This window comes from Devosia sp. Leaf420 (assembly GCF_001425445.1).
In the GTDB taxonomy this organism is placed as follows: domain Bacteria; phylum Pseudomonadota; class Alphaproteobacteria; order Rhizobiales; family Devosiaceae; genus Devosia.
The window spans coordinates 129,118-149,907 of the sequence record NZ_LMQU01000001.1; the positions used below are offsets into that span (position 1 = coordinate 129,118).

Below are 20,790 nucleotides of genomic sequence, written 5' to 3' on the forward strand. Positions count from 1 at the left end.
GGCTCAGGCTTCGACAGCAGTCTCGCCGCGGCGAGCTTGCAGTTCGGAGACCTTGAGGCCGCGGCGGGCAGCCACGGCGCGGGGGCTATCAACGCGCTTGAGAGCGTCGAAAGTCGCGCGGACCATGTTGTAAGGGTTCGAGGTACCCGTGGACTTGGCGACGATGTCGTTGATCCCGAGGGTTTCGAAGACGGCGCGCATCGGACCACCGGCGATGATGCCGGTACCCGGAACGGCTGCACGCAGCACGACCTTGCCGGCGCCATGGCGGCCGGTGATGTCGTGGTGAAGCGTACGGGCATCACGCAGCGGCACGCGGATCATCTGGCGCTTGGCCTGTTCCGTCGCCTTGCGGATTGCTTCGGGAACTTCACGGGCCTTACCGTGACCGAAACCGACGCGACCCTTCTGGTCACCAACAACGACGAGGGCTGCAAAACCGAAGCGCTTGCCGCCCTTCACAACCTTGGCCACACGGTTGATGTGGACCAGGCGATCGACGAACTCGCTTTCGCGCTCTTGAACGTCTCTGCTCATAATGTTTTTCCTCGCCGCTGTTAGAACTGCAGACCGCCCTCACGGGCAGCATCTGCAAGGGCCTTAACGCGGCCGTGATAAATGTAAGCGCCGCGATCAAAGATCACTTCGGCAACGCCAGCCTTCACACCGCGCTCGGCGATCAGCTTGCCAACGACGGCAGCTGCCTCGGAGGTGCCGCCGCTCTTGAGCGAGCCGCGCAGATCCTTTTCGAGGGTGGAAGCCGCTGCCAGCGTACGACCATTCGCGTCGTCGATGATCTGGGCGTAGATGTTCTTGTCCGAGCGGAAAACGCTGAGACGGGCGCGACCAAAGGCACGAGCCTTGAGCGCCTTGCGGACACGAGCCTTGCGACGTGCCGCACCTTTTGCAGAAATTGCCATAGGTGGCGCTCCTTACTTCTTCTTGCCTTCTTTGCGGAAGACCTGCTCGCCGGCGTAGCGCACGCCCTTGCCCTTGTAGGGCTCGGGGGGACGCCAGCCGCGGATCTCTGCCGCAACCTGACCAACCTGCTGCTTGTCGATGCCAGTGATGACGATCTCGGTCGGCGCAGGAACCGCCAGGGTAATACCCTGCGGGGCCTTGTAGATCACTTCGTGGCTGAAACCGAGCGAGAGCTTGACGTCCTTGCCCTGCATGGCGGCGCGGTAACCAACGCCCTGGATTGCCAGCTTCTTTTCGAAACCGGCGCTCACACCAGTGACCATGTTCTGGATCAGCGCGCGCGTAGTGCCCCAGGCAGCACGTGCTTCGCGGGTGTCGTTAGCCGGGGTGATGACGACGCCATCGGAACCCTGCTCGACATTGACGATATCCATGAGCGGGAGGCTCAGCTCGCCCTTCGGGCCCTTGGCGGAGACGGTGCGATCATTGACCGTAACCGTAACGCCATTAACCGGGGCCACCGGTTTCTTGCCAGTACGTGACATTCTATATCCTTGAGTAATCGTCTTGTCGCGCATCCAATGCGCGTGAAGGTGCCCGAAAACAGAGCCGATCAGCGTTTCCGAGAAACGTTGATCGCGCTCGTATCAGTTTTTGCCGCACTTACAACAGGAAAAGTGGAATCCACTTCTCCTCAAAGTGCATCAATGGACTTCGGGCCCACACGCATTAGAAGACGCGGCAGAGTACCTCGCCACCAACGTTGGCAGCCTTGGCTTCGTGGTCGGCCATCACACCCTTGGGGGTGGAGAGGATCGACACGCCGAGGCCGTTCGCCACCTGCGGAATATTCTTGACCGACGCGTACACGCGGCGGCCGGGACGGGAAACGCGCTCGATGGTGCGGATCACGCCTTCATTGTCCGAATACTTGAGTTCGATTTCGTATTCGGCAGCGCCGTTTTCGAACTTGGTCTCGGAGTAGCCGCGGATGAAACCCTCGGACTGGAGAACGTCCAGCACGCGACCACGAAGGGTCGAGGCTGGGGTCGAAACGGTGTTCCGGCGACGCTCTTGAGCGTTGCGGATACGGGTCAGCATGTCGCCGATTGGGTCAGAAAAGCTCATTTATGTCTCTCCTTACCAGCTCGACTTCACGAGACCCGGGATCTGACCCAGGTTGCCCAGCTGACGCAGGGCGATACGGCTCATCTTGAGCTTACGGTAATAAGCGCGTGGACGGCCCGAAACTTCGCAACGGTTGCGAACGCGAACCTTTGCCGAGTTGCGCGGCAATTCAGCCAGCTTGAGGGTGGCCTTGAAACGCTCTTCGATCGACAAGGTCTGATCCTTGACGGTCGCCTTAAGGGCAGAACGCTTCTCAGCATACTGCTTGGCGAGCTTGGCGCGCTTGTTGTTCTTTTCGATGGAACTGGTCTTTGCCATGTTCTGATCCTTTATCCCTTCCCTGCCCGCTTACTGGCGGAACGGGAAGTTGAAAGCGCGCAGCAGAGCCCGAGCTTCATCATCCGTCTTGGCCGTCGTGGCAATCACGATATCCATACCCCAGACCTGGTCGATCTGATCATAGTTGATCTCGGGGAAAATGATGTGTTCCTTGATGCCCATGGCATAGTTGCCACGGCCGTCGAAGGAGTTCGGATTGAGACCGCGGAAGTCGCGGACGCGCGGGAGTGCGATGTTCACCAGACGATCCAGGAACTCGTACATGCGGGTCTTGCGCAGCGTCACCTTGACACCGAGCGGCATCTCTTCGCGGACCTTGAAGCCTGCGATCGACTTGCGGGCATGGGTGATGACCGGCTTCTGACCAGCAATCTTTTCCAGTTCCGCAGCAGCCGACTTCACCTTCTTGGTGTCGTTGACAGCTTCACCGACGCCCATGTTCAGAACGATCTTGTCGAGCTTTGGCAGCTCCATGACGTTCTTGTACTCGAACTGCTTGGTCAGCTCGGCCTTGATGGTTTCGTCGTAGTAGGTCCGCAGGCGCGGAACGTAAACGGTCTCAGCCATCGATCTGGCCTCCGGTCGTCTTGGCGACGCGAGTCTTCACGCCGTCCTTGATCTGGAACCCGACGCGGGTGGGCTTGCCATTGGCGTCGGCGACGGCCAGGTTCGACAGGTGGATCGGCGCTTCCTTGGTGAAGATACCGGCGTCCTGCGAGGCAGTCTGCTTCTGGTGCTTGCGAACAAGGTTGATACCCTGGACAAGCGCTTTGGTTTCGGTGGGAATGACCGACAAGACCTGACCGGTCTTGCCCTTGTCCTTGCCAGCCAGGACGACGACTTTATCGCCCTTTTTGATCTTGGAGGCCATTACAGCACCTCTGGAGCGAGCGAGATGATCTTCATGTGGTTCCGGGCGCGGAGTTCGCGCGGAACAGGTCCGAAGATACGGGTGCCGATCGGCTCTTTCTGATTGTTGATCAGAACCGCGGCGTTCTTGTCAAAACGGATGACGGTGCCATCGGGGCGACGGATGTCGGTTGCGGTGCGAACGACCACAGCCTTCATAACCTGGCCCTTCTTTACACGGCCGCGCGGAATAGCGTCCTTGACCGAAACGACAATAATGTCGCCGACCGAGGCGTATTTACGATGCGAACCGCCCAGCACCTTGATGCACATGACACGACGAGCGCCGGAATTGTCCGCGACGTCGAGATTTGATTGCATCTGGATCATAACTGGATGCCTTCTAGTTGAATCGGCAGCACCGTCACCCGGCGCGCCGACCTAATTGAAATTCTCTTACGCCGCAGGGACAAGCGTCCAGCGCTTGTTCTTGCTGATCGGTGCGGTTTCTTCGATCCACACGATATCACCGACTTTTGCCACATTAGCTTCATCGTGAGCGTGATACTTCTTGGAACGACGCACTGTCTTCTTCAGAAGGGGGTGCGTAAAACGGCGCTCGACCCGGACCACAATGGTCTTCTCGTTAGCGTCGGAGACAACAGTCCCCTGCAAAACGCGCTTTGGCATGGGTTTTATTCCTTACTTAGCTGCGTTCTTTTCGCCGAGGATCGTCTTGATCCGCGCGATATCGCGACGGACCAACTTGACCTGGGCGGGCTTTTCCAGCTGCTGGGTAGCGCGCTGGAAACGCAGGTTGAACTGTTCTTTCTTAAGGTCGACGAGCTGATCTTTCAGTTCGTCTGCGGTTTTGCTCCGCACATCACTGGCTTTCATGCTCGTGTCCTTAGTCGACAATGCGCGTAACAATGCGCGTGGTGATCGGCAACTTCATTGCTCCGAGGCGAAGCGCCTCCTTTGCAACGTCTTCGGGTACGCCGTCAATCTCAAAAACGATGCGGCCCGGCTTTACGCGTGCTGCCCAGTATTCAACGGAGCCCTTACCCTTACCCATACGGACTTCGGTAGGCTTCTTGGAAACCGGCAGATCCGGGAAAATACGGATCCACACGCGGCCCTGGCGCTTCATCTCACGAGTGATAGCGCGACGGGCTGCTTCGATCTGACGCGCGGTAACGCGTTCGGGTTCGGTCGCCTTGAGGGCATAGGAGCCGAAAGCCAGCTCGGTGCCACCCTTGGCAAGACCATGGATGCGGCCCTTGTGGGCCTTGCGGAACTTAGTACGCTTCGGTTGCAGCATAATTGTTCAACCTTCTTATGCGCGTTCGCGGTCGCGATCGCCACGCTCACGGCGCGGTTCGCGCTCAGAACGTTGGCCACCTTCGCTACCTTCGGTAGCGCGACGCTCGTGGGCGGAAGGATCGTGCTCAAGGACTTCGCCCTTGAAGATCCAAACCTTGATGCCGATGATGCCGTACGTGGTTTCGGCTTCAGCCGTACCGTAGTCGATATCGGCGCGCAGGGTGTGCAGCGGCACGCGGCCTTCGCGGTACCATTCGGTACGAGCGATGTCGGCGCCACCAAGACGACCACCAACGTTGACGCGGATACCACCGGCGCCCATGCGGATTGCAGTCTGCACTGCACGCTTCATGGCACGACGGAAGGCAACGCGGCGTTCGAGCTGCTGGGCAATGCCCTGAGCAACAAGGGTCGCATCGGTTTCCGGCTTGCGCACTTCAACGATGTTGATGTGCACTTCGCTGTCGGTGAACTTCTTCACCTTGGCGCGGATCTTGTCGATGTCAGCGCCCTTCTTGCCGATCACGATGCCCGGACGAGCAGTGTGGATCGACACGCGGCACTTGCGGTGCGGACGCTCGATGACGATCTTGGAGACCGCAGCGGCCTTGAGATCCTTCATCAGGGTGGTGCGGATCTTCAGGTCTTCCTGAAGAAGCGTGCCATATTCGCCCTTGTTGGCGTACCAGCGGCTATCCCAGGTGCGATTGATGCCCAGACGGAAGCCGATTGGATTGATTTTCTGACCCATTATGCGGCCTCCTCAACTTGCCGGACGATGATCGTCAGATGCGAGAAAGGCTTCTGGATCTGCGACGACTTGCCGCGGCCACGAGCCATGAAACGCTTCATGACGAGCGAGTTGCCCACAAAGGCTTCGGCAACGACGAGCGCGTCGGTATCGAGGCCATGGTTGTTTTCGGCATTGGCGATGGCGCTCTCGAGCACCTTCTTCACCTGGCCGGAGATGCGCTTGTGGCTGAATTCGAGATCGGCCAGGGCCTTCTCAACCTTCTTGCCACGGATCAACTGCGCGACGAGGTTCAGCTTCTGAGGGCTGATGCGCAGCATGCGCAGGACAGCCTTAGCCTCGTTGTCTTTGAGAGCGCGCTCAGTCTTTGGCTTGCTCATCTTACTTCCTCTTGGCCTTCTTGTCGGCCGCGTGACCGTAATAGGTACGGGTCGGGGCGAACTCGCCAAACTTGTGACCGATCATGTCTTCGGTGACATTCACCGGAACATGCTTCTGGCCGTTGTGCACACCGAACGTGATGCCGACGAACTGCGGCAGGATGGTCGAGCGACGCGACCAGATCTTGACCACATCGTTGCGGCCAGAGCTCTGGGCCTTCTCGGCCTTCTTGAGCATATAGCCGTCGACGAACGGCCCCTTCCAAACTGAACGGGTCATGACTTACCTGCCCTTCTTCACGTGGCGGCTGCGGACGATAAACTGATCCGTGGCCTTATTTGAACGTGTGCGCTTGCCCTTGGTCGGCTTGCCCCACGGAGAAACCGGGTGACGGCCACCAGACGTACGGCCTTCACCACCACCATGGGGGTGGTCGACCGGGTTCATGGTCACGCCGCGGTTGACCGGCTTCTTGCCGAGCCAGCGGTTACGACCAGCCTTGCCGAGCGAGGTGTTGGCGTGATCCTGGTTGGACACGGCACCGACGGTGGCGAGGCACGTACCGTGTACGCGGCGCTGTTCGCCCGAGTTGAGGCGAAGGATCGCCCAACCGGAGTCACGGCCGACATACTGAGCATAGGCACCGGCGGAACGAGCGACCTGGCCGCCCTTGCGGGGCTTGAGTTCGACGTTGTGCACGATGGTGCCGACCGGCATGCGCTCGAGCGGCATTGCATTGCCTGGCTTCACGTCGACAGTGTTCATCGAGGAGATGACCTTGTCGCCGGCAGTCAGGCGCTGGGGAGCAACGATGTAGGCCTGTTCGCCATCTTCGTACTTCACCAGAGCGATCCAGGCGGTGCGGTTCGGATCGTATTCGAGACGTTCGATCGTCCCGACTGCGTCGAACTTCACGCGCTTGAAGTCGATCATGCGGTAAGAGCGCTTGTGACCGCCACCACGATGGTAGGCAGTGATGCGGCCGGTATTGTTACGGCCGCCGCTCTTGGAGAGGCCTTCGGTCAGAGCCTTGACCGGCTTGCCCTTCCACAGTTCCGAACGGTCGGTCGTAACGAGAGTACGACGGCCTTCGGAGGTCGGATTATAAGTCTTTAGAGCCATTTTGCTGTCTCTTGTCCCTTAGAGGCCGGTCGAAATATCGATCGACTGGCCGTCGACGAGGGTCACGATGGCCTTCTTGACGTCATTGCGAACGCCAGTCTTGCCGCGGAAGCGCTTTACCTTGCCCTTGCGGACCAGGGTGTTCACTGCCTTGACCTTGACCGAAAAAAGCTGCTCGACGGCGGCCTTGATCTCGGTCTTGCTGGCATCAATCGCCACGTCGAAAACGACCTGGTTGTATTCCGAAGCCATCGTCGACTTTTCAGTCACGACGGGGTTACGGACGATGTCGTAAGCGGCAAGCTTGTTCATGCGAACCTCGCTTCGAGCGCTTCGAGCGCTGCCTTGGTCAGGACGAGCTTGTCGCGCTTGAGGATCGAAACAACGTTGATCCCCTGGATCGGCAGCACGTCGATGTTCGGGATATTGCGGGCGGCCAGAGCAAAGTTCTGGTCGACGCTTGCGCCGTCGATGATCAGCGCGCTTGCCCATTCGAGCTTGCCGAAGGTGGTGCGCAGCGCTGCCGTCTTGGCTTCCTGCTGAGCGACGCTGTCGATGACGATCAGCGAGCCAGCCTTGGCCTTGGACGAAAGAGCATGCTTGAGCGCGAGAACGCGGACCTTCTTGGGAAGATCGATCGCGTGGCTACGCGGGGTCGGACCGAATGCACGGCCACCACCACGGAACTGGGGAGCCTTGCGATCGCCGTGACGGGCGCCGCCCGAACCCTTCTGCTTCACGAACTTCTTGCCCGTGCGCACGCCTTCAGAGCGGTTCTTCACGTCATGCGTGCCGGACATCGCCTTGAGCTGCTGGTAGCGAACCATGCGGTGCAGGATGTCGGCGCGCACTTCAAGACCAAAGACATCGTCCTTGAGCTCGATCGTACCGGCGGACTTACCGTCGAGTGTGGTTACCTTGAGTTCCATTTACTTCGCTTCTCCCGCAGCAGCGGCCTCGAAAGAGCCCGGCAGGACTACATTCGCGGGAGCCGGCTTCTTGACGGCATCCTTGACCATGATCCAAGCGCCCTTGGCGCCCGGAACCGAACCCTGGATCAGGAGCAGGCCACGTTCCACGTCGGTCTTGACGACCTTGACGTTCTGCGTGGTGATGCGACGATCGCCCATGTGGCCCGGCATCTTCTTGTTCTTGAAGGTCTTACCCGGGTCCTGACGGCCACCGGTCGAACCGATGGAACGGTGGGAAACGGAAACACCGTGGGAGGCGCGCAGACCACCGAAGTTCCAGCGCTTCATACCACCGGCAAAACCCTTACCGATCGACGTACCAGTGACGTCGACAAGCTGGCCCTCGGCGAAGTGGTCCGCCTTGAGGGTTGCGCCAACCTCGATGAGGTTTTCAGCATCAACGCGGAATTCCGCGACGTGACGCTTCGGCTCCACCTTGGCAACGGCATAGTGGCCGCGTTCTGCCTTGGAGGTGTTCTTGGCCTTAGCCTGGCCTGCGCCGAGCTGGAGAGCCACGTAGCCGTCTTTCTCGACGGTACGCTGCGCCACCACCTGGCAGTTCTGCAGGGCCAGCACCGTGACCGGAACGTGCGAGCCGTCCTCGGCGAAGATGCGGGTCATCCCCAGCTTCTGTGCGATCAATCCAGAACGCATCGGTTATACCTTCTTGTTGGCGCTCTGCCGGGTCATGATTTCAGAGGACCCTTTCGCGGCAGGCGCGGAATTTTTGTTCTTATAGTCTTAGAGCTTGATTTCGACGTCGACGCCGGCGGCGAGATCGAGCTTCATCAGTGCATCGACCGTCTGAGGGGTCGGGTCCACAATGTCAAGCAGACGCTTGTGGGTCCGGATCTCGAACTGCTCACGCGCCTTCTTATCGATGTGGGGCGAGCGGTTGACGGTGAACTTGTCGATGCGGGTCGGCAGCGGAATCGGACCGCGAACCTGGGCACCCGTGCGCTTGGCAGTGTTGACGATCTCACGGGTCGACGTATCGAGCACGCGATGGTCAAACGCCTTGAGGCGGATGCGGATATTCTGACCGTTCATCTTCTCAAATCCTGACGGAAAAAGATCACGGCGCGCTTAATCGCGCGCCGCGAATGTCTCAATGAGGCTTACTTCAGGATCGTGGCGACGACGCCCGAACCAACCGTACGGCCACCTTCGCGGATAGCGAAGCGGAGCTTTTCTTCCATGGCGATCGGAACGATGAGCTGAACGTTGATGTTCAGGTTGTCGCCCGGCATCACCATTTCGGTGCCTTCGGGAAGGGTCACGATACCCGTCACGTCCGTGGTACGGAAGTAGAACTGGGGACGGTAGTTGCCGAAGAACGGAGTGTGACGACCGCCTTCTTCCTTGGTGAGGATGTAAACCTCAGCCGTGAAGTCGGTGTGCGGGGTCACGGAACCGGGCTTGCAGAGAACCTGGCCGCGCTCAACCTGAGTGCGGTCGATACCACGGATCAGCGCGCCGACGTTGTCGCCAGCCTGACCGGAGTCGAGCAGCTTGCGGAACATTTCGACACCGGTGACGGTGGTCTTCTGGGTTGCCTTGATGCCGACGATTTCGACTTCTTCACCAACCTTGACGATGCCGCGTTCGACGCGACCGGTGACCACGGTACCACGACCCGAGATCGAGAACACGTCTTCGATCGGGAGGAGGAACGGCTGGTCGACGGGACGTTCCGGCTGCGGAATGTACGAGTCAACAGCGGCCATCAGCTCGAGAACGGCGTCGTGGCCGAGCTTCTTGTCGGAATCTTCAAGAGCGGCGAGAGCCGAACCCTTGATGATCGGGATATCGTCGCCCGGGAATTCGTACGAGGACAGAAGTTCACGAACTTCGAGCTCGACGAGCTCGAGGAGCTCGGCATCGTCGACCATGTCGCACTTGTTGAGGAAGACGACGAGAGCAGGAACGCCAACCTGACGAGCGAGCAGGATGTGCTCACGGGTCTGGGGCATCGGGCCGTCAGCAGCCGACACGACGAGGATCGCGCCGTCCATCTGGGCAGCACCGGTGATCATGTTCTTCACATAGTCAGCGTGGCCTGGGCAGTCGACGTGAGCGTAGTGACGATTGGTCGTCTCATACTCGACGTGGGCGGTGTTGATGGTGATGCCGCGGGCCTTTTCTTCTGGGGCCGCGTCGATCTGATCGTACGCCTTGAAGGTCGCGCCGCCGGTCTCAGCCAGGATCTTGGTGATCGCTGCGGTCAGCGAGGTCTTGCCATGGTCAACGTGACCGATGGTGCCGATGTTGCAGTGCGGCTTGGAGCGGGAAAACTTTTCCTTCGCCATAGCTTTTCTCCAAATTTGTCAGCGCAATCGCCGACATACAGTTGAGTTTCTTGACTAGCTTGCGCTGGTTTTAGGCGTACTTGGCCTGGACTTCGTCAGCGACAGCCTGCGGAACCTGTTCGTAGTGATCGAACACCATGGAATACTGTGCACGACCCTGGCTCATGGAGCGCAGCGAGTTCACATACCCGAACATGTTAGCAAGCGGCACGAACGCATTCACGACCTGGACAACACCACGGCTTTCAGTGCCCTGGATCTGCCCACGACGGGAGTTGAGATCGCCGATGACGTCGCCCATGTAGTCTTCTGGCGTGACAACTTCAACCTTCATGATCGGTTCGAGAATTTTCGGACCGGCTTCACGAAGAGCCTCACGGAAGCCTGCACGGCCGGCGATTTCGAAGGCGAGCACCGAAGAGTCGACATCGTGGTAGGCGCCGTCGGTCAGAGTGACCTTAACGTCGACGACCGGGAAGCCGATCAGCGGGCCTGCGCCCATGACCGATTCGACACCCTTCGACACGCCTGGGACGTATTCACGAGGAACGGCGCCGCCAACGATGGCATTGACAAATTCGAGACCCTTGCCGACTTCACCCGGCTCAACAGTGATCTTGATGCGCGCGAACTGACCCGAACCACCCGACTGCTTCTTGTGGGTGTAGTCCTTTTCAGTCTTACGCGTGATCGTCTCACGGTAAGCAACCTGCGGCTGGCCGATATTGGCTTCGACCTTGAACTCGCGACGCATACGGTCGACGAGAATATCGAGGTGAAGTTCGCCCATGCCGGAGATGATGGTCTGGCCGGATTCTTCGTCGGTCTTGACGCGGAACGACGGATCTTCAGCAGCCAGGCGGTTGAGGGCGAGGCCCATCTTTTCCTGGTCGGCCTTGGACTTCGGCTCGACGGAGATGTCGATAACCGGATCCGGGAAGATCATGCGCTCGAGGATAACCTGCGAGTTGGTCGGAGCCAGCGTGTCACCCGTGGTGGTGTCCTTGAGGCCAACGATGGCGACGATGTCACCAGCAAAGGCTTCAGTGATCTGCTCACGGCTGTTGGCGTGCATCTGGAACATGCGGCCAACGCGTTCGCGCTTGCCCTTCACGGTGTTTTCCAGGCTGATGCCAGCTTCGAGGTGACCCGAATAGATGCGGCAGAAGGTCAGCGTACCCATGTGCGGGTCGTTGGCGATCTTGAATGCCAGCATCGAGAGCGGTTCGGAGTCGTCAGCATGACGTTCGATCGGTGCTTCGGTCTTGGCGTCGATGCCCTGAATAGCAGGAACGTCGAGCGGGGACGGCAGGAAGTCGATAACGCCATCGAGCAGGGGCTGCACGCCCTTGTTCTTGAACGCCGAGCCAGCGAAGACGAGGAAGAACTTGGCACCGATGGCGCCCTGACGAAGCAGACGACGGATGGTGTCGTTGTTCGGCACTTCACCATTGAGGTAAGCTTCCATCGCAGCGTCGTCCATTTCGACGGCGGCTTCGACCATAGCTTCGCGGTACTTGACGGCCTTGTCCTTGAGATCGGCTGGGATCTCGACGACGTCCCACTGAGCACCGAGCTCTTCGTTACGCCAGACCAGAGCGTTCATCTCGATGAGATCGACAACGCCCTTGAATTCGGTTTCAGCGCCGATCGGCAGCTGAACCGGAACGGCACGGGCGCCGAGACGCGAACCGATCATTTCTACGCAGCGGTAGAAATCGGCGCCGGTCTTGTCCATCTTGTTGACGAAGATGAGACGCGGAACGTGGTACTTGTCAGCCTGACGCCACACGGTTTCGGTCTGCGGTTCAACGCCAGCATTGGCGTCGAGCAGAGCGACGGCACCGTCGAGCACGCGCAGCGAACGTTCGACTTCGATGGTGAAGTCCACGTGGCCGGGGGTGTCGATGATGTTGAAGCGGTGCTGGGTACCGTTGCGGTCCTTCCAGAACGTGGTCGTAGCGGCCGACGTAATGGTGATGCCGCGTTCCTGTTCCTGCTCCATCCAGTCCATGGTCGCGGCGCCGTCATGGACTTCGCCGATCTTGTGGGACTTGCCGGTGTAGTAAAGGATACGTTCGGTCGTGGTCGTCTTGCCAGCATCGATGTGAGCCATGATGCCGAAGTTACGATAGAGATTAATAGGATATTCGCGTGCCATTTGGCGCTCCTACTACCAGCGGTAGTGCGAGAAGGCACGGTTGGCATCAGCCATACGGTGCGTATCTTCGCGCTTCTTGACGGCCTGACCGCGGCCATTCATGGCATCCATGAGTTCGCCCGAGAGGCGTTCACGCATGGTGTTCTCACCGCGCTTGCGAGCGGATTCGATCAGCCAACGGATGGCCAGGGCCTGCTGACGGTCGGTACGGACTTCAACGGGAACCTGGTACGTCGCACCACCAACGCGGCGCGAACGAACTTCGACGGCCGGACGAATATTGTCCAGGGCGCCATGGAACACCGTGATCGGGTCCTGCTTGGTCTTGCTCTCGACGATTTCGAAAGCACCGTAGACGATGGATTCGGCAGCAGACTTCTTGCCGTCCTTCATCAGGGAATTCATGAACTTGGTCAGAACGAGATCGCCGAACTTAGCGTCCGGGATAACGTCGCGTTTTTCTGCGCGGTGACGACGGGACATATCTCGATCTCCTTACTTCGGACGCTTCGCGCCGTACTTCGAACGGCGTTGCTTGCGGTCCTTCACGCTCTGTGTATCGAGGACACCACGGAGCACGTGATAGCGAACGCCCGGCAAATCGCGAACGCGACCGCCGCGGATGAGCACAACGGAGTGCTCCTGCAGATTGTGACCTTCACCGGGGATGTAGGAGATCACTTCGCGCTGGTTGGTCAAGCGAACCTTGGCCACCTTACGCAGAGCCGAGTTCGGCTTCTTTGGGGTCGTCGTGTACACACGGGAGCAAACGCCACGCTTCTGCGGGTTTGCTTCCATGGCGGGAACCTTGTTCCGCTTTGGCTTGCTGGCGCGTGGTTTGCGGATCAGCTGATTAATGGTGGGCATTGCGCTCTTTCCATCGTCCAAAAAATTTTAGTTCGGTCTACACAAGCAAACCAAATTGGCGCTCATCCGAACCCTTCCGGGAATCGGCGGCGCCTTAGTTGCAGCGGACCACCCCACAAAAATGGGATAGTCATGCGCACAAGGATTTGCTTCGTCTAGTTACCCGACAGTGTGTTTGAGTGTCCTGGATTCCCGCGCTAGGTGGCAGGGACCCGGTGTGACATTCACGACCGACCGCTAAGGTAGGCGCTGTTTAGAACTGTTGACTCGCCCCGTCAAGGATTCTTTCGCGGAAAACTTCGCGCAAGAGCCATGCATTCCGGCCACTTCAGCCCATCGGACGGGTCATCGCAGGGTGGACGGATTGGCCAAACTCCGTTCGGCAATCGTTAACAGGGACTTATCACGGAAGCGGTCAACTTGCCGACAGGATAGTGGGCACCTAAATGTGAGCGCGACCTCCGGAGCCCATCATGACCACCCCTGCCCTACGCGCTGCACTCAAGATGGATATCGTCGTGATCGGTGCGGGACAGGCCGGTTTGAGCGCGGCTTATCATTTGAAGGCACTCGGTTTAAAGCCGGAGAAGGACTTTCTGGTCCTTGACCACGCGGCACAAGCAGGCGGCGCCTGGCAGTATCGATGGCCTTCTCTAACCTTGAGCACTGTCAATCGCCTGCATGATCTGCCCGGTCTCGGGTTTGCCGAATTTGCCGGTGGCGACGAGAGTGTCAGGGCATCCGTCGCCGTTCCGCACTACTTTGCGGCCTATGAGGAGCGGTTTGACCTCCGCGTCGTGCGACCGGCTAATGTCACAGTGGTCTGCGACCGCGTAGACCGGCTGCGCGTTGAAAGCGATCGCGGACTGTTCTCGGCGAGAGGAATCATCAATGCCACGGGGACTTGGGAGAAACCTTATATTCCCGACTATCCGGGGGCGGCGCTCTTCAAGGGAGCGCAATTGCATACGCGCGACTACACGGTCGCTGAGGCTTTCAAAGGCAAGCATGTCCTGATTGTCGGAGGTGGTATTTCGGCGATCCAGTTGCTCGACGAAATATCCAAGGTGACGGAAACGACCTGGGTTACGCGGACGCCGCCGCGTTGGCGCGAGGGGCCGTTCGACGAGGAGGCTGGGCGTGCCGCGGTTGCAATGGTCGAGGAGCGGGTCCGAGCCGGCTTGCCGCCCAAAGCGGTCGTTTCGGTGACGGGGTTGCCGGTGACGCCGGCCATTACCAGCATGCGGGAGCGCGGCGCTCTTGAGCGTCGGCCGATGTTTTCCGAGATCACGTCGACGGGGGTGCGCTGGGAGGATGGCGCCACGCTCGATGTCGACGTCATTCTCTGGTGCACGGGTTTTCGCAGCGCGCTCGATCATCTGGCGCCGCTGCAATTGCGGGAGGAGAGCGGCGGGATAACCATGACCGGACGGTTGGCAACGCAGGTTGCGCGCGATCCGCGGGTGCATCTGGTCGGGTATGGTCCGTCGGCCTCGACGATCGGCGCAAATCGAGCGGGATCGGCGGCGGCGCGGGAGCTCACCACGTACCTTGGAATGGTGACTTAAACTGATCGAGGGAGCTTCGGCGCGCTTTGAACCGTTAGGCAAGCGTTTGCAAGGAGCTACTCAGAATGACAGACACCCCTGCCCTGCCACTCAATGATGGCAACAGCATTCCTCAACTTGGCTTCGGCGTTTGGCGCCTCGAAGAGGAAGATGCACCAAAGGTTGTCGGCGCCGCAATCGACGCGGGCTACCGGCATATCGACACTGCACAAGGCTATGAAAATGAGGCAGGCGTGGGCGAGGCTATTGCCCAAGCCTCGGTTGCGCGCGACCAGCTTTTCGTAACCTCAAAGCTACGTAACGGCCATCAGGGTTATGACAGCGCGCTGCGCTCGCTCGACGAGTCGCTCGGGCGGCTGAAGCTCGATCATCTCGATCTCTTCCTGATCCATTGGCCGGCGCCGGAGCATGATCGTTATGCCGACACCTGGCGCGCGCTCGTCGAAGCAAAGAAGCAGGGCAAGGTGCGTTCGATCGGCGTCTCCAACTTCCTGCCCGAGCATATCCAGCGCATCATCGACGAAACCGGCGTTGTGCCGGCGGTCAATCAGTTGGAACTGCATCCGGCCTATCAGCAGCGCGACATTCGCGAATGGCATCGCGACAAGGATATCCAGATCGAGTGCTACAGCCCGCTTGGTGGCCAAGAGAGTAAGCTGCTCGAAGACGAGACGATCAAGGGAATAGCCGATGCGCATGGGAAATCGACAGCGCAGGTGATCATCCGCTGGCATTTGCAGCAGAACCTGATCGTCCTGCCAAAGAGCAGCAAGCCGGAGCGCGCCAAGGACAATTTCGATGTTTGGGATTTCGTGTTGTCTGGCGATGACATCGCCAAGATCGATGCGCTTGATCGGCCTGATGGGAAAACCCTGCCGCAGCCGGACGAGAATAACCAGCTATTCTAGGCTTGAGTTCAGGACAGTTGAGAGGCCGCGAGGAGACGATTGCGGCCTTCTCTTTTGGCGCGATATAGCGCGTGGTCGGCGTCGCGCAGCATCATTTCGGCGGTTCCCTGCGTCGGGAGCGCTGCAGCTCCGCCACTGGCGGTGACGGAAAGCGTCTCGCCATCGGGTAGCGAGACGGGCGCCATCGCGATCTCCTCAATAAGGCGCATGCCGAGAGCGGCCGCTTCGGCCTCGGAGGAATTGGGGGCGATGATGACGAATTCTTCGCCGCCATAACGGATTACCGTATCAGAGAGGCGCGCCTTCTGGACCAGCAACGACGAGATGTGGCGCAGGACGAGATCGCCGATCGCGTGGCCATAGACGTCGTTGACGTGCTTGAAGTGATCGACATCGAACATAAGCGTTGCGAGCGGATTACCCTCACGCCGGGCGCGGGAGACTTCCTCGTCAAGCTTCATGGTGAGGTAGCGCCGGTTGAAGACCCCAGTCAGAGGATCAACCAGGGCATCTCGTTCGAGCGAGGCGATACGAACGACATCGGTGGTGGTGGTCAGAGACAGCCGTGTGACGATGAAGACGAAGATGCTGCCGCCGAAGAGAATGGTTTCAACAATCAGCGTGATGAGCGTTGGACCGCCTGACGGCCGCACGGCAAGAAACGCGGCATAGCCGACGATGAAGCCGACGATCAGAACGCCGAGCGCAATCCATTGGCGGCGGAGCGAACCGCCGCGCACCAGTTGAATGATCCGCCTGATCGGCCACAGCGAGAGGGCCAAAAAGACGATTCCGATAGCGACGAGAATCTCCATGGGCCGATCATCCCTGCCAAGCCTGAACAGAACCCTGACAGAATAGATAAACCTTTACGGATGTCCCTGTCATCCAACAAAAAAAGGGGCCCGGAGGGCCCCTTACGTATTGGTCTTAGGCTCAGCTTATTCGGCGGCAGGCGCCGAGAGCTTGACGCTCTCTGCCTGACGGCGGCGTTCCTCGAGAATGAGGTCGTCGCGCTTGGCGGCGATAAGCTTTGCCTTGGTCTGGCCCGCGCCGGTACCGGCCGGGATGAGACGGCCGACGATGACGTTTTCCTTGAGGCCTTCGAGAAGGTCGGCCTTGCCGGAAACGGCAGCTTCGGTGAGGACGCGCGTGGTTTCCTGGAAGGAAGCCGCGGACACGAAGGAGCGAGTCTGCAGCGACGCCTTGGTGATGCCGAGCAGAACCGGATTAGCGGTTGCCGGCTTCTTGCCTTCGGCGATGAGCGCATCGTTGAGTTCGTCGAAGTCGAGCTTGTCGAGCTGCTCGTCCTTGAGCAGACCCGAGTCACCCGGCAATACGATCTCGACCTTCTGCAGCATCTGGCGAACGATCACCTCGATGTGCTTGTCGTTAATCAACACGCCCTGCAGACGATAGACTTCCTGAATCTCGTTGACGAGATAGCGTGCCAGTTCCTCGACGCCCTTGATGGCAAGGATGTCGTGCGGAGCGGGATTGCCGTCCAGGATGTATTCGCCCTTTTCGATGGTGTCGCCTTCCTGGAGGTGGAACGGCTTGCCCTTCGGGATCAGGTATTCAACCGGATCGCCACCGGCCTCGGTCGGCTCGATGATGACGCGACGCTTGTTCTTGTAGTCGCGGCCGAAGCGGATGGTACCATCGATCTCAGCGATGATGGCGTGATCCTTCGGACGACGCGCTTCGAAGAGTTCAGCAACGCGCGGCAGACCGCCGGTGATGTCCTTGGTCTTGGCCGATTCGAGAGGAATACGGGCCAGGACGTCACCCGGAGCAACCTTTTCACCCGGCTCGACGGCGATAACCGCGTCAACGGAGAGCAGGTAACGGGCATCGCCACCACGGTCGACCTTGGCAACCGAACCGCCGCGGGCAATGGCGAGTGCGGGCTTGAGGCCCTCACCACGCTGATTGCCGCGCCAGTCGATGACCACGCGCTTGGTGAAGCCGGTGGCTTCGTCGGTGTTTTCCGCAACGGAAGCACCGTCGACCAGATCCTCAAACAGGACCTCGCCTTCGACTTCGGCCAGGATCGGACGGGTGTACGGATCCCATTCAGCCAGACGCTGGCCACGGCGAACCGTGTCGCCTGCCTTGACGAGGAGCTTGGAGCCGTAGGTCACCTTGTGGGTCGCACGTTCCTTGCCTTCGCCATCGAGGATGGCGAGGGAGACGTTACGGGCCATGACGACCTGCTTGCCGCCTTCGACATTGGCGAGGTTCGGGTTGCGAACTTCGATCGTGCCTTCGGCACCGGCTTCGAGGAACGAAGAGTCGACCACCTGAGCCGTACCACCGATGTGGAAGGTACGCATGGTAAGCTGGGTGCCGGGTTCACCGATTGACTGCGCGGCGATAACGCCGACAGCTTCACCGATATTGACCGGGGTACCGCGAGCAAGGTCACGACCATAGCACGCAGCGCAGCAGCCCTGGCGGAGATCGCAGGTCAGCGGCGAACGAATGCGGATCGACTGGATGCGAGCCTCTTCGATGACGTCGACATGCTTTTCTTCGAGCAGAGTGCCCTTCGGCGCGATCAGGTCACCCGTCAATGGGTGGAACACGTCGTCGGCCGTGGTACGGCCAAGCACGCGCTGACCGAGCGAAGCCACGATCTGGCCTGCGTCAACGATCGGCTCCATGGTGAGGCCGCGTTCGGTACCGCAATCCACCTCGATGATGATGGCATCCTGTGCCACGTCAACGAGACGACGGGTCAGGTAACCCGAGTTTGCGGTCTTCAGAGCGGTATCAGCCAGACCCTTACGGGCACCGTGGGTCGAGTTGAAGTACTCGAGAACGTTGAGGCCTTCCTTGAAGTTCGCGGTGATCGGCGTTTCGATGATGGAGCCGTCGGGCTTGGCCATGAGGCCACGCATGCCGGCGAGCTGCTTCATCTGTGCCGGTGAACCACGAGCACCGGAGTGGCTCATCATGTAAACCGAGTTGATCGGCTTCTGACGACCCGTTTCCTTATCGAACTGAACGGCAGCGATGCCCTTCATCATTTCTTCGGCGATCTTGTCACCGCACTTGGCCCAGGCGTCGACAACCTTATTGTACTTTTCGCCCTGGGTGATCAGGCCGTCATTGTACTGCTGTTCGAATTCCTCGACCAGCTTACGGGTCTCTTCGACGATAGTGTACTTGGACTGCGGGATGACCATGTCATCCTTGCCGAACGAGATGCCGGCGTCGCAAGCGTTCTTGAAGCCAAGCTGCATGACGCGGTCACAGAAAATGACCGTCTCCTTCTGACCGCAACCGCGATAGACGGTGTCGATCATCTTGGAGATCATCTTCTTGGTCATGAGCTGGTTTGCCGTCGCAAACGGCACAGCCGGGTGCTTTGGCAGGATCTGACCGATGAGCATGCGGCCCGGGGTCGTTTCCACGATCTCGGTGATCTGGTTGCCATTCTCGTCCCAAGACGGCACGCGGGCCTTAATCTTGGTGTGAAGCGTGACGACCTTGTTGTCGAGCGCGTGTTCGAGTTCGGCATAGGAGCCGAACGCCATGCCTTCGCCAGGTTCACCATCTGCAATGATCGACAGATAGTAGAGACCGAGAACAATGTCCTGGCTCGGCACGATGATCGGCTGACCATTCGCGGGATGCAGGATGTTGTTGGTCGACATCATGAGAACGCGCGCTTCGAGCTGGGCTTCCAGCGAAAGCGGAACGTGCACAGCCATCTGGTCGCCGTCGAAGTCTGCGTTGAAAGCCGAGCAGACGAGCGGGTGCAGACGGATAGCCTTGCCTTCGATCAGGATCGGTTCGAAGGCCTGGATGCCAAGACGGTGGAGCGTCGGCGCACGGTTCAGGAGAACCGGGTGCTCGCGGATGACCTCGTCGAGGATATCCCAGACTTCGGGCTTTTCCTTCTCAACCAGCTTCTTGGCTTGCTTGACGGTCGAGGACAGACCCTTGGCTTCAAGACGCGAGTAGATGAACGGCTTGAAGAGCTCGAGCGCCATCTTCTTGGGAAGACCGCACTGGTGGAGCTTCAGGTATGGACCAACGGTGATGACCGAACGGCCGGAATAGTCGACGCGCTTGCCGAGAAGGTTCTGGCGGAAGCGGCCCTGCTTGCCCTTGAGCATATCGGACAGCGACTTGAGCGGACGCTTGTTCGCACCGGTGATGGTGCGGCCACGACGGCCGTTGTCGAACAGCGCGTCAACAGCTTCCTGCAGCATGCGCTTTTCGTTGCGGATGATGATGTCCGGGGCACGGAGCTCGATCAGTCGCTTCAGGCGGTTGTTGCGGTTGATCACACGACGATAGAGGTCGTTGAGATCGGACGTGGCGAAGCGGCCGCCGTCCAGCGGGACGAGCGGGCGGAGTTCGGGCGGAATGACCGGAACGATGGTCATGATCATCCACTCGGGCTTGTTGCCCGAAACGATGAACTGCTCGACGATCTTGAGGCGCTTGGCCAGCTTCTTTGGCTTCAGCTCGGTGGTCGATTCAGCGATTTCGACGCGCAGATCAGCCGCGATCTTTTCGAGATCGAGGTTGAGGAGGATATCGCGGATCGCTTCGGCGCCGATCTTGGCGGTGAAGCTATCGGCACCGTATTCGTCCTGCGCATCCAGATACTGTTCTTCGGTCAGAAGTTCGTTCTGGGTGAACGGGGTGAGGCCGGCATCGAGAACGACATAGTTCTCGAAGTAAAGGATGCGTTCGATATCCTTGAGCGTCATGTCGAGCAGCAGCGCGATGCGGCTCGGCAGGGACTTCAGGAACCAGATGTGGGCAACGGGAGCGGCCAGTTCGATGTGGCCCATGCGCTCGCGACGAACGCGGCTCAGGGTGACTTCAACACCGCACTTTTCGCAGATGACGCCCTTGAACTTCATGCGCTTGTACTTGCCGCAAAGACATTCGTAGTCCTTCACGGGGCCAAAGATACGCGCGCAGAAGAGACCGTCACGCTCAGGCTTGAACGTACGGTAGTTGATGGTCTCGGGCTTCTTGATCTCGCCATAGGACCAGGAAAGGATCTTTTCCGGGGAGGCGATGGAGATCTTCATCTGATCGAAGGTCTGCACCGGGACGGCCGGGTTGAACGGGTCCATGACGTGGGAATGATGGTTCATCAATTCTCTCCTCTATCCGCCCCGACCGCAGCCAAGCTGACGGTCGGTTTGGAAGGTGAATGGGGG

Annotated in this window: 27 protein-coding genes; 2 read left to right on the plus strand and 25 right to left on the minus strand. The window is 59.4% G+C overall.

The genetic code is table 11. From position 1 onward, the window contains the following. Nucleotides 1-3 precede the first annotated feature (3 nt). The 23 genes from rpsE to rpsL form a co-directional block, all read right to left on the minus strand. Entirely contained in the window at nt 4-537 is a 534-nt protein-coding gene (gene rpsE, locus ASG47_RS00685; RefSeq protein ID WP_035080856.1) for a 30S ribosomal protein S5, read from the minus strand. Between the two features lie 20 nt (nt 538-557). Then, nucleotides 558-920, minus strand: a complete 363-nt coding sequence (gene rplR, locus ASG47_RS00690) for a 50S ribosomal protein L18 (protein WP_061906825.1) — start codon at nt 918-920, stop codon at nt 558-560. Nucleotides 921-932: 12 nt separating this feature from the next. Continuing rightward, a complete protein-coding gene (gene rplF / locus ASG47_RS00695; protein WP_061906826.1) occupies nt 933-1,466 on the minus strand; it encodes a 50S ribosomal protein L6 in 534 nt (177 codons plus the stop codon). A 184-nt stretch (nt 1,467-1,650) separates the two neighbouring features. Beyond that, a complete protein-coding gene (rpsH, locus tag ASG47_RS00700) occupies nt 1,651-2,049 on the minus strand; it encodes a 30S ribosomal protein S8 (protein ID WP_061906827.1) in 399 nt (132 codons plus the stop codon). Nucleotides 2,050-2,061: 12 nt separating this feature from the next. After that, nucleotides 2,062-2,367 (minus strand): 30S ribosomal protein S14, encoded by a 306-nt coding sequence (rpsN, locus tag ASG47_RS00705; protein ID WP_061906828.1) that lies wholly within the window; start codon nt 2,365-2,367, stop codon nt 2,062-2,064. A 30-nt stretch (nt 2,368-2,397) separates the two neighbouring features. Beyond that, a complete protein-coding gene (gene rplE / locus ASG47_RS00710) occupies nt 2,398-2,955 on the minus strand; it encodes a 50S ribosomal protein L5 (protein ID WP_061906829.1) in 558 nt (185 codons plus the stop codon). Then, nucleotides 2,948-3,259, minus strand: coding sequence for a 50S ribosomal protein L24 (gene rplX, locus ASG47_RS00715; protein ID WP_061906830.1), 312 nt, complete (start codon nt 3,257-3,259; stop codon nt 2,948-2,950). Before rplX ends, rplE begins: the two co-directional genes overlap by 8 nt. Then, complete coding sequence (gene rplN, locus ASG47_RS00720; RefSeq protein ID WP_035080843.1) at nt 3,259-3,627, minus strand: 50S ribosomal protein L14; 369 nt, start codon at nt 3,625-3,627, stop codon at nt 3,259-3,261. The genes rplX and rplN overlap by 1 nt, the downstream gene beginning before the upstream one ends. 66 nt (nt 3,628-3,693) lie before the next feature. Then, complete coding sequence (rpsQ, locus tag ASG47_RS00725; protein WP_061906831.1) at nt 3,694-3,927, minus strand: 30S ribosomal protein S17; 234 nt, start codon at nt 3,925-3,927, stop codon at nt 3,694-3,696. A gap of 12 nt (nt 3,928-3,939) precedes the next feature. Then, nucleotides 3,940-4,134, minus strand: a complete 195-nt coding sequence (gene rpmC / locus ASG47_RS00730) for a 50S ribosomal protein L29 (RefSeq protein ID WP_061906832.1) — start codon at nt 4,132-4,134, stop codon at nt 3,940-3,942. Between the two features lie 10 nt (nt 4,135-4,144). Beyond that, entirely contained in the window at nt 4,145-4,558 is a 414-nt protein-coding gene (gene rplP / locus ASG47_RS00735; RefSeq protein ID WP_061906833.1) for a 50S ribosomal protein L16, read from the minus strand. Nucleotides 4,559-4,573: 15 nt separating this feature from the next. Further along, nucleotides 4,574-5,311 (minus strand): 30S ribosomal protein S3, encoded by a 738-nt coding sequence (gene rpsC / locus ASG47_RS00740; RefSeq protein ID WP_061906834.1) that lies wholly within the window; start codon nt 5,309-5,311, stop codon nt 4,574-4,576. After that, complete coding sequence (rplV, locus tag ASG47_RS00745; protein ID WP_056308259.1) at nt 5,311-5,691, minus strand: 50S ribosomal protein L22; 381 nt, start codon at nt 5,689-5,691, stop codon at nt 5,311-5,313. Before rplV ends, rpsC begins: the two co-directional genes overlap by 1 nt. Before the next feature lies 1 nt (nt 5,692). Then, the gene (gene rpsS, locus ASG47_RS00750) at nt 5,693-5,971 is read right to left on the minus strand and encodes a 30S ribosomal protein S19 (RefSeq protein WP_061906835.1); all 279 of its coding nucleotides are present in this window, start codon (nt 5,969-5,971) and stop codon (nt 5,693-5,695) included. Between the two features lie 3 nt (nt 5,972-5,974). After that, nucleotides 5,975-6,814, minus strand: a complete 840-nt coding sequence (gene rplB, locus ASG47_RS00755) for a 50S ribosomal protein L2 (RefSeq protein ID WP_061906836.1) — start codon at nt 6,812-6,814, stop codon at nt 5,975-5,977. An 18-nt stretch (nt 6,815-6,832) separates the two neighbouring features. Next, entirely contained in the window at nt 6,833-7,126 is a 294-nt protein-coding gene (locus tag ASG47_RS00760) for a 50S ribosomal protein L23 (protein WP_061906837.1), read from the minus strand. Then, a complete protein-coding gene (gene rplD / locus ASG47_RS00765; RefSeq protein WP_061906838.1) occupies nt 7,123-7,743 on the minus strand; it encodes a 50S ribosomal protein L4 in 621 nt (206 codons plus the stop codon). The genes ASG47_RS00760 and rplD overlap by 4 nt, the downstream gene beginning before the upstream one ends. Next, nucleotides 7,744-8,439: a 50S ribosomal protein L3 gene (gene rplC / locus ASG47_RS00770; protein WP_061906839.1), complete on the minus strand. Its 696-nt coding sequence runs from the start codon at nt 8,437-8,439 to the stop codon at nt 7,744-7,746. A gap of 87 nt (nt 8,440-8,526) precedes the next feature. Continuing rightward, entirely contained in the window at nt 8,527-8,835 is a 309-nt protein-coding gene (gene rpsJ, locus ASG47_RS00775; protein WP_035080820.1) for a 30S ribosomal protein S10, read from the minus strand. A gap of 68 nt (nt 8,836-8,903) precedes the next feature. Then, a complete protein-coding gene (gene tuf, locus ASG47_RS00780; protein WP_061906840.1) occupies nt 8,904-10,094 on the minus strand; it encodes an elongation factor Tu in 1,191 nt (396 codons plus the stop codon). Between the two features lie 70 nt (nt 10,095-10,164). Then, nucleotides 10,165-12,255, minus strand: coding sequence for an elongation factor G (fusA, locus tag ASG47_RS00785; protein ID WP_061906841.1), 2,091 nt, complete (start codon nt 12,253-12,255; stop codon nt 10,165-10,167). Nucleotides 12,256-12,267: 12 nt separating this feature from the next. After that, a complete protein-coding gene (gene rpsG, locus ASG47_RS00790; RefSeq protein ID WP_061906842.1) occupies nt 12,268-12,738 on the minus strand; it encodes a 30S ribosomal protein S7 in 471 nt (156 codons plus the stop codon). 12 nt (nt 12,739-12,750) lie between these two features. After that, nucleotides 12,751-13,122 (minus strand): 30S ribosomal protein S12, encoded by a 372-nt coding sequence (gene rpsL / locus ASG47_RS00795; protein ID WP_035080811.1) that lies wholly within the window; start codon nt 13,120-13,122, stop codon nt 12,751-12,753. A 473-nt stretch (nt 13,123-13,595) separates the two neighbouring features. Here rpsL and ASG47_RS00800 point away from each other — a divergent pair, with 473 nt between their 5' ends. Beyond that, on the plus strand, nt 13,596-14,690 hold the full coding sequence (locus ASG47_RS00800) for an NAD(P)-binding domain-containing protein (protein ID WP_061906843.1): 1,095 nt from the start codon (nt 13,596-13,598) through the stop codon (nt 14,688-14,690). A 65-nt stretch (nt 14,691-14,755) separates the two neighbouring features. Then, nucleotides 14,756-15,598, plus strand: a complete 843-nt coding sequence (locus ASG47_RS00805) for an aldo/keto reductase (RefSeq protein ID WP_061906844.1) — start codon at nt 14,756-14,758, stop codon at nt 15,596-15,598. Between the two features lie 8 nt (nt 15,599-15,606). On the opposite strand, the gene ASG47_RS00810 is transcribed toward ASG47_RS00805, so the two are convergent. Both ASG47_RS00810 and rpoC read right to left on the minus strand, forming a co-directional pair. Continuing rightward, the gene (locus ASG47_RS00810; RefSeq protein ID WP_061906845.1) at nt 15,607-16,413 is read right to left on the minus strand and encodes a GGDEF domain-containing protein; all 807 of its coding nucleotides are present in this window, start codon (nt 16,411-16,413) and stop codon (nt 15,607-15,609) included. A 126-nt stretch (nt 16,414-16,539) separates the two neighbouring features. Beyond that, nucleotides 16,540-20,724 carry a DNA-directed RNA polymerase subunit beta' gene (gene rpoC / locus ASG47_RS00815; RefSeq protein WP_061906846.1) on the minus strand — a complete coding sequence of 1,395 codons (4,185 nt, stop codon included), beginning with the start codon at nt 20,722-20,724 and terminating at the stop codon, nt 16,540-16,542. Between the last annotated feature and the right edge of the window lie 66 nt (nt 20,725-20,790).

Bases quoted from the DNA above. Each gene is read 5' to 3' on its own strand.
- rpsE (WP_035080856.1), bottom strand. From the start codon at position 537: ATGAGCAGAGACGTTCAAGAGCGCGAAAGCGAGTTCGTCGATCGCCTG.
- rplR (WP_061906825.1), bottom strand. From the start codon at position 920: ATGGCAATTTCTGCAAAAGGTGCGGCACGTCGCAAGGCTCGTGTCCGC.
- rplF (WP_061906826.1), bottom strand. From the start codon at position 1,466: ATGTCACGTACTGGCAAGAAACCGGTGGCCCCGGTTAATGGCGTTACG.
- rpsH (WP_061906827.1), bottom strand. From the start codon at position 2,049: ATGAGCTTTTCTGACCCAATCGGCGACATGCTGACCCGTATCCGCAAC.
- rpsN (WP_061906828.1), bottom strand. From the start codon at position 2,367: ATGGCAAAGACCAGTTCCATCGAAAAGAACAACAAGCGCGCCAAGCTC.
- rplE (WP_061906829.1), bottom strand. From the start codon at position 2,955: ATGGCTGAGACCGTTTACGTTCCGCGCCTGCGGACCTACTACGACGAA.
- rplX (WP_061906830.1), bottom strand. From the start codon at position 3,259: ATGGCCTCCAAGATCAAAAAGGGCGATAAAGTCGTCGTCCTGGCTGGC.
- rplN (WP_035080843.1), bottom strand. From the start codon at position 3,627: ATGATCCAGATGCAATCAAATCTCGACGTCGCGGACAATTCCGGCGCT.
- rpsQ (WP_061906831.1), bottom strand. From the start codon at position 3,927: ATGCCAAAGCGCGTTTTGCAGGGGACTGTTGTCTCCGACGCTAACGAG.
- rpmC (WP_061906832.1), bottom strand. From the start codon at position 4,134: ATGAAAGCCAGTGATGTGCGGAGCAAAACCGCAGACGAACTGAAAGAT.
- rplP (WP_061906833.1), bottom strand. From the start codon at position 4,558: ATGCTGCAACCGAAGCGTACTAAGTTCCGCAAGGCCCACAAGGGCCGC.
- rpsC (WP_061906834.1), bottom strand. From the start codon at position 5,311: ATGGGTCAGAAAATCAATCCAATCGGCTTCCGTCTGGGCATCAATCGC.
- rplV (WP_056308259.1), bottom strand. From the start codon at position 5,691: ATGAGCAAGCCAAAGACTGAGCGCGCTCTCAAAGACAACGAGGCTAAG.
- rpsS (WP_061906835.1), bottom strand. From the start codon at position 5,971: ATGACCCGTTCAGTTTGGAAGGGGCCGTTCGTCGACGGCTATATGCTC.
- rplB (WP_061906836.1), bottom strand. From the start codon at position 6,814: ATGGCTCTAAAGACTTATAATCCGACCTCCGAAGGCCGTCGTACTCTC.
- ASG47_RS00760 (WP_061906837.1), bottom strand. From the start codon at position 7,126: ATGAACAAGCTTGCCGCTTACGACATCGTCCGTAACCCCGTCGTGACT.
- rplD (WP_061906838.1), bottom strand. From the start codon at position 7,743: ATGGAACTCAAGGTAACCACACTCGACGGTAAGTCCGCCGGTACGATC.
- rplC (WP_061906839.1), bottom strand. From the start codon at position 8,439: ATGCGTTCTGGATTGATCGCACAGAAGCTGGGGATGACCCGCATCTTC.
- rpsJ (WP_035080820.1), bottom strand. From the start codon at position 8,835: ATGAACGGTCAGAATATCCGCATCCGCCTCAAGGCGTTTGACCATCGC.
- tuf (WP_061906840.1), bottom strand. From the start codon at position 10,094: ATGGCGAAGGAAAAGTTTTCCCGCTCCAAGCCGCACTGCAACATCGGC.
- fusA (WP_061906841.1), bottom strand. From the start codon at position 12,255: ATGGCACGCGAATATCCTATTAATCTCTATCGTAACTTCGGCATCATG.
- rpsG (WP_061906842.1), bottom strand. From the start codon at position 12,738: ATGTCCCGTCGTCACCGCGCAGAAAAACGCGACGTTATCCCGGACGCT.
- rpsL (WP_035080811.1), bottom strand. From the start codon at position 13,122: ATGCCCACCATTAATCAGCTGATCCGCAAACCACGCGCCAGCAAGCCA.
- ASG47_RS00800 (WP_061906843.1), top strand. From the start codon at position 13,596: ATGACCACCCCTGCCCTACGCGCTGCACTCAAGATGGATATCGTCGTG.
- ASG47_RS00805 (WP_061906844.1), top strand. From the start codon at position 14,756: ATGACAGACACCCCTGCCCTGCCACTCAATGATGGCAACAGCATTCCT.
- ASG47_RS00810 (WP_061906845.1), bottom strand. From the start codon at position 16,413: ATGGAGATTCTCGTCGCTATCGGAATCGTCTTTTTGGCCCTCTCGCTG.
- rpoC (WP_061906846.1), bottom strand. From the start codon at position 20,724: ATGAACCATCATTCCCACGTCATGGACCCGTTCAACCCGGCCGTCCCG.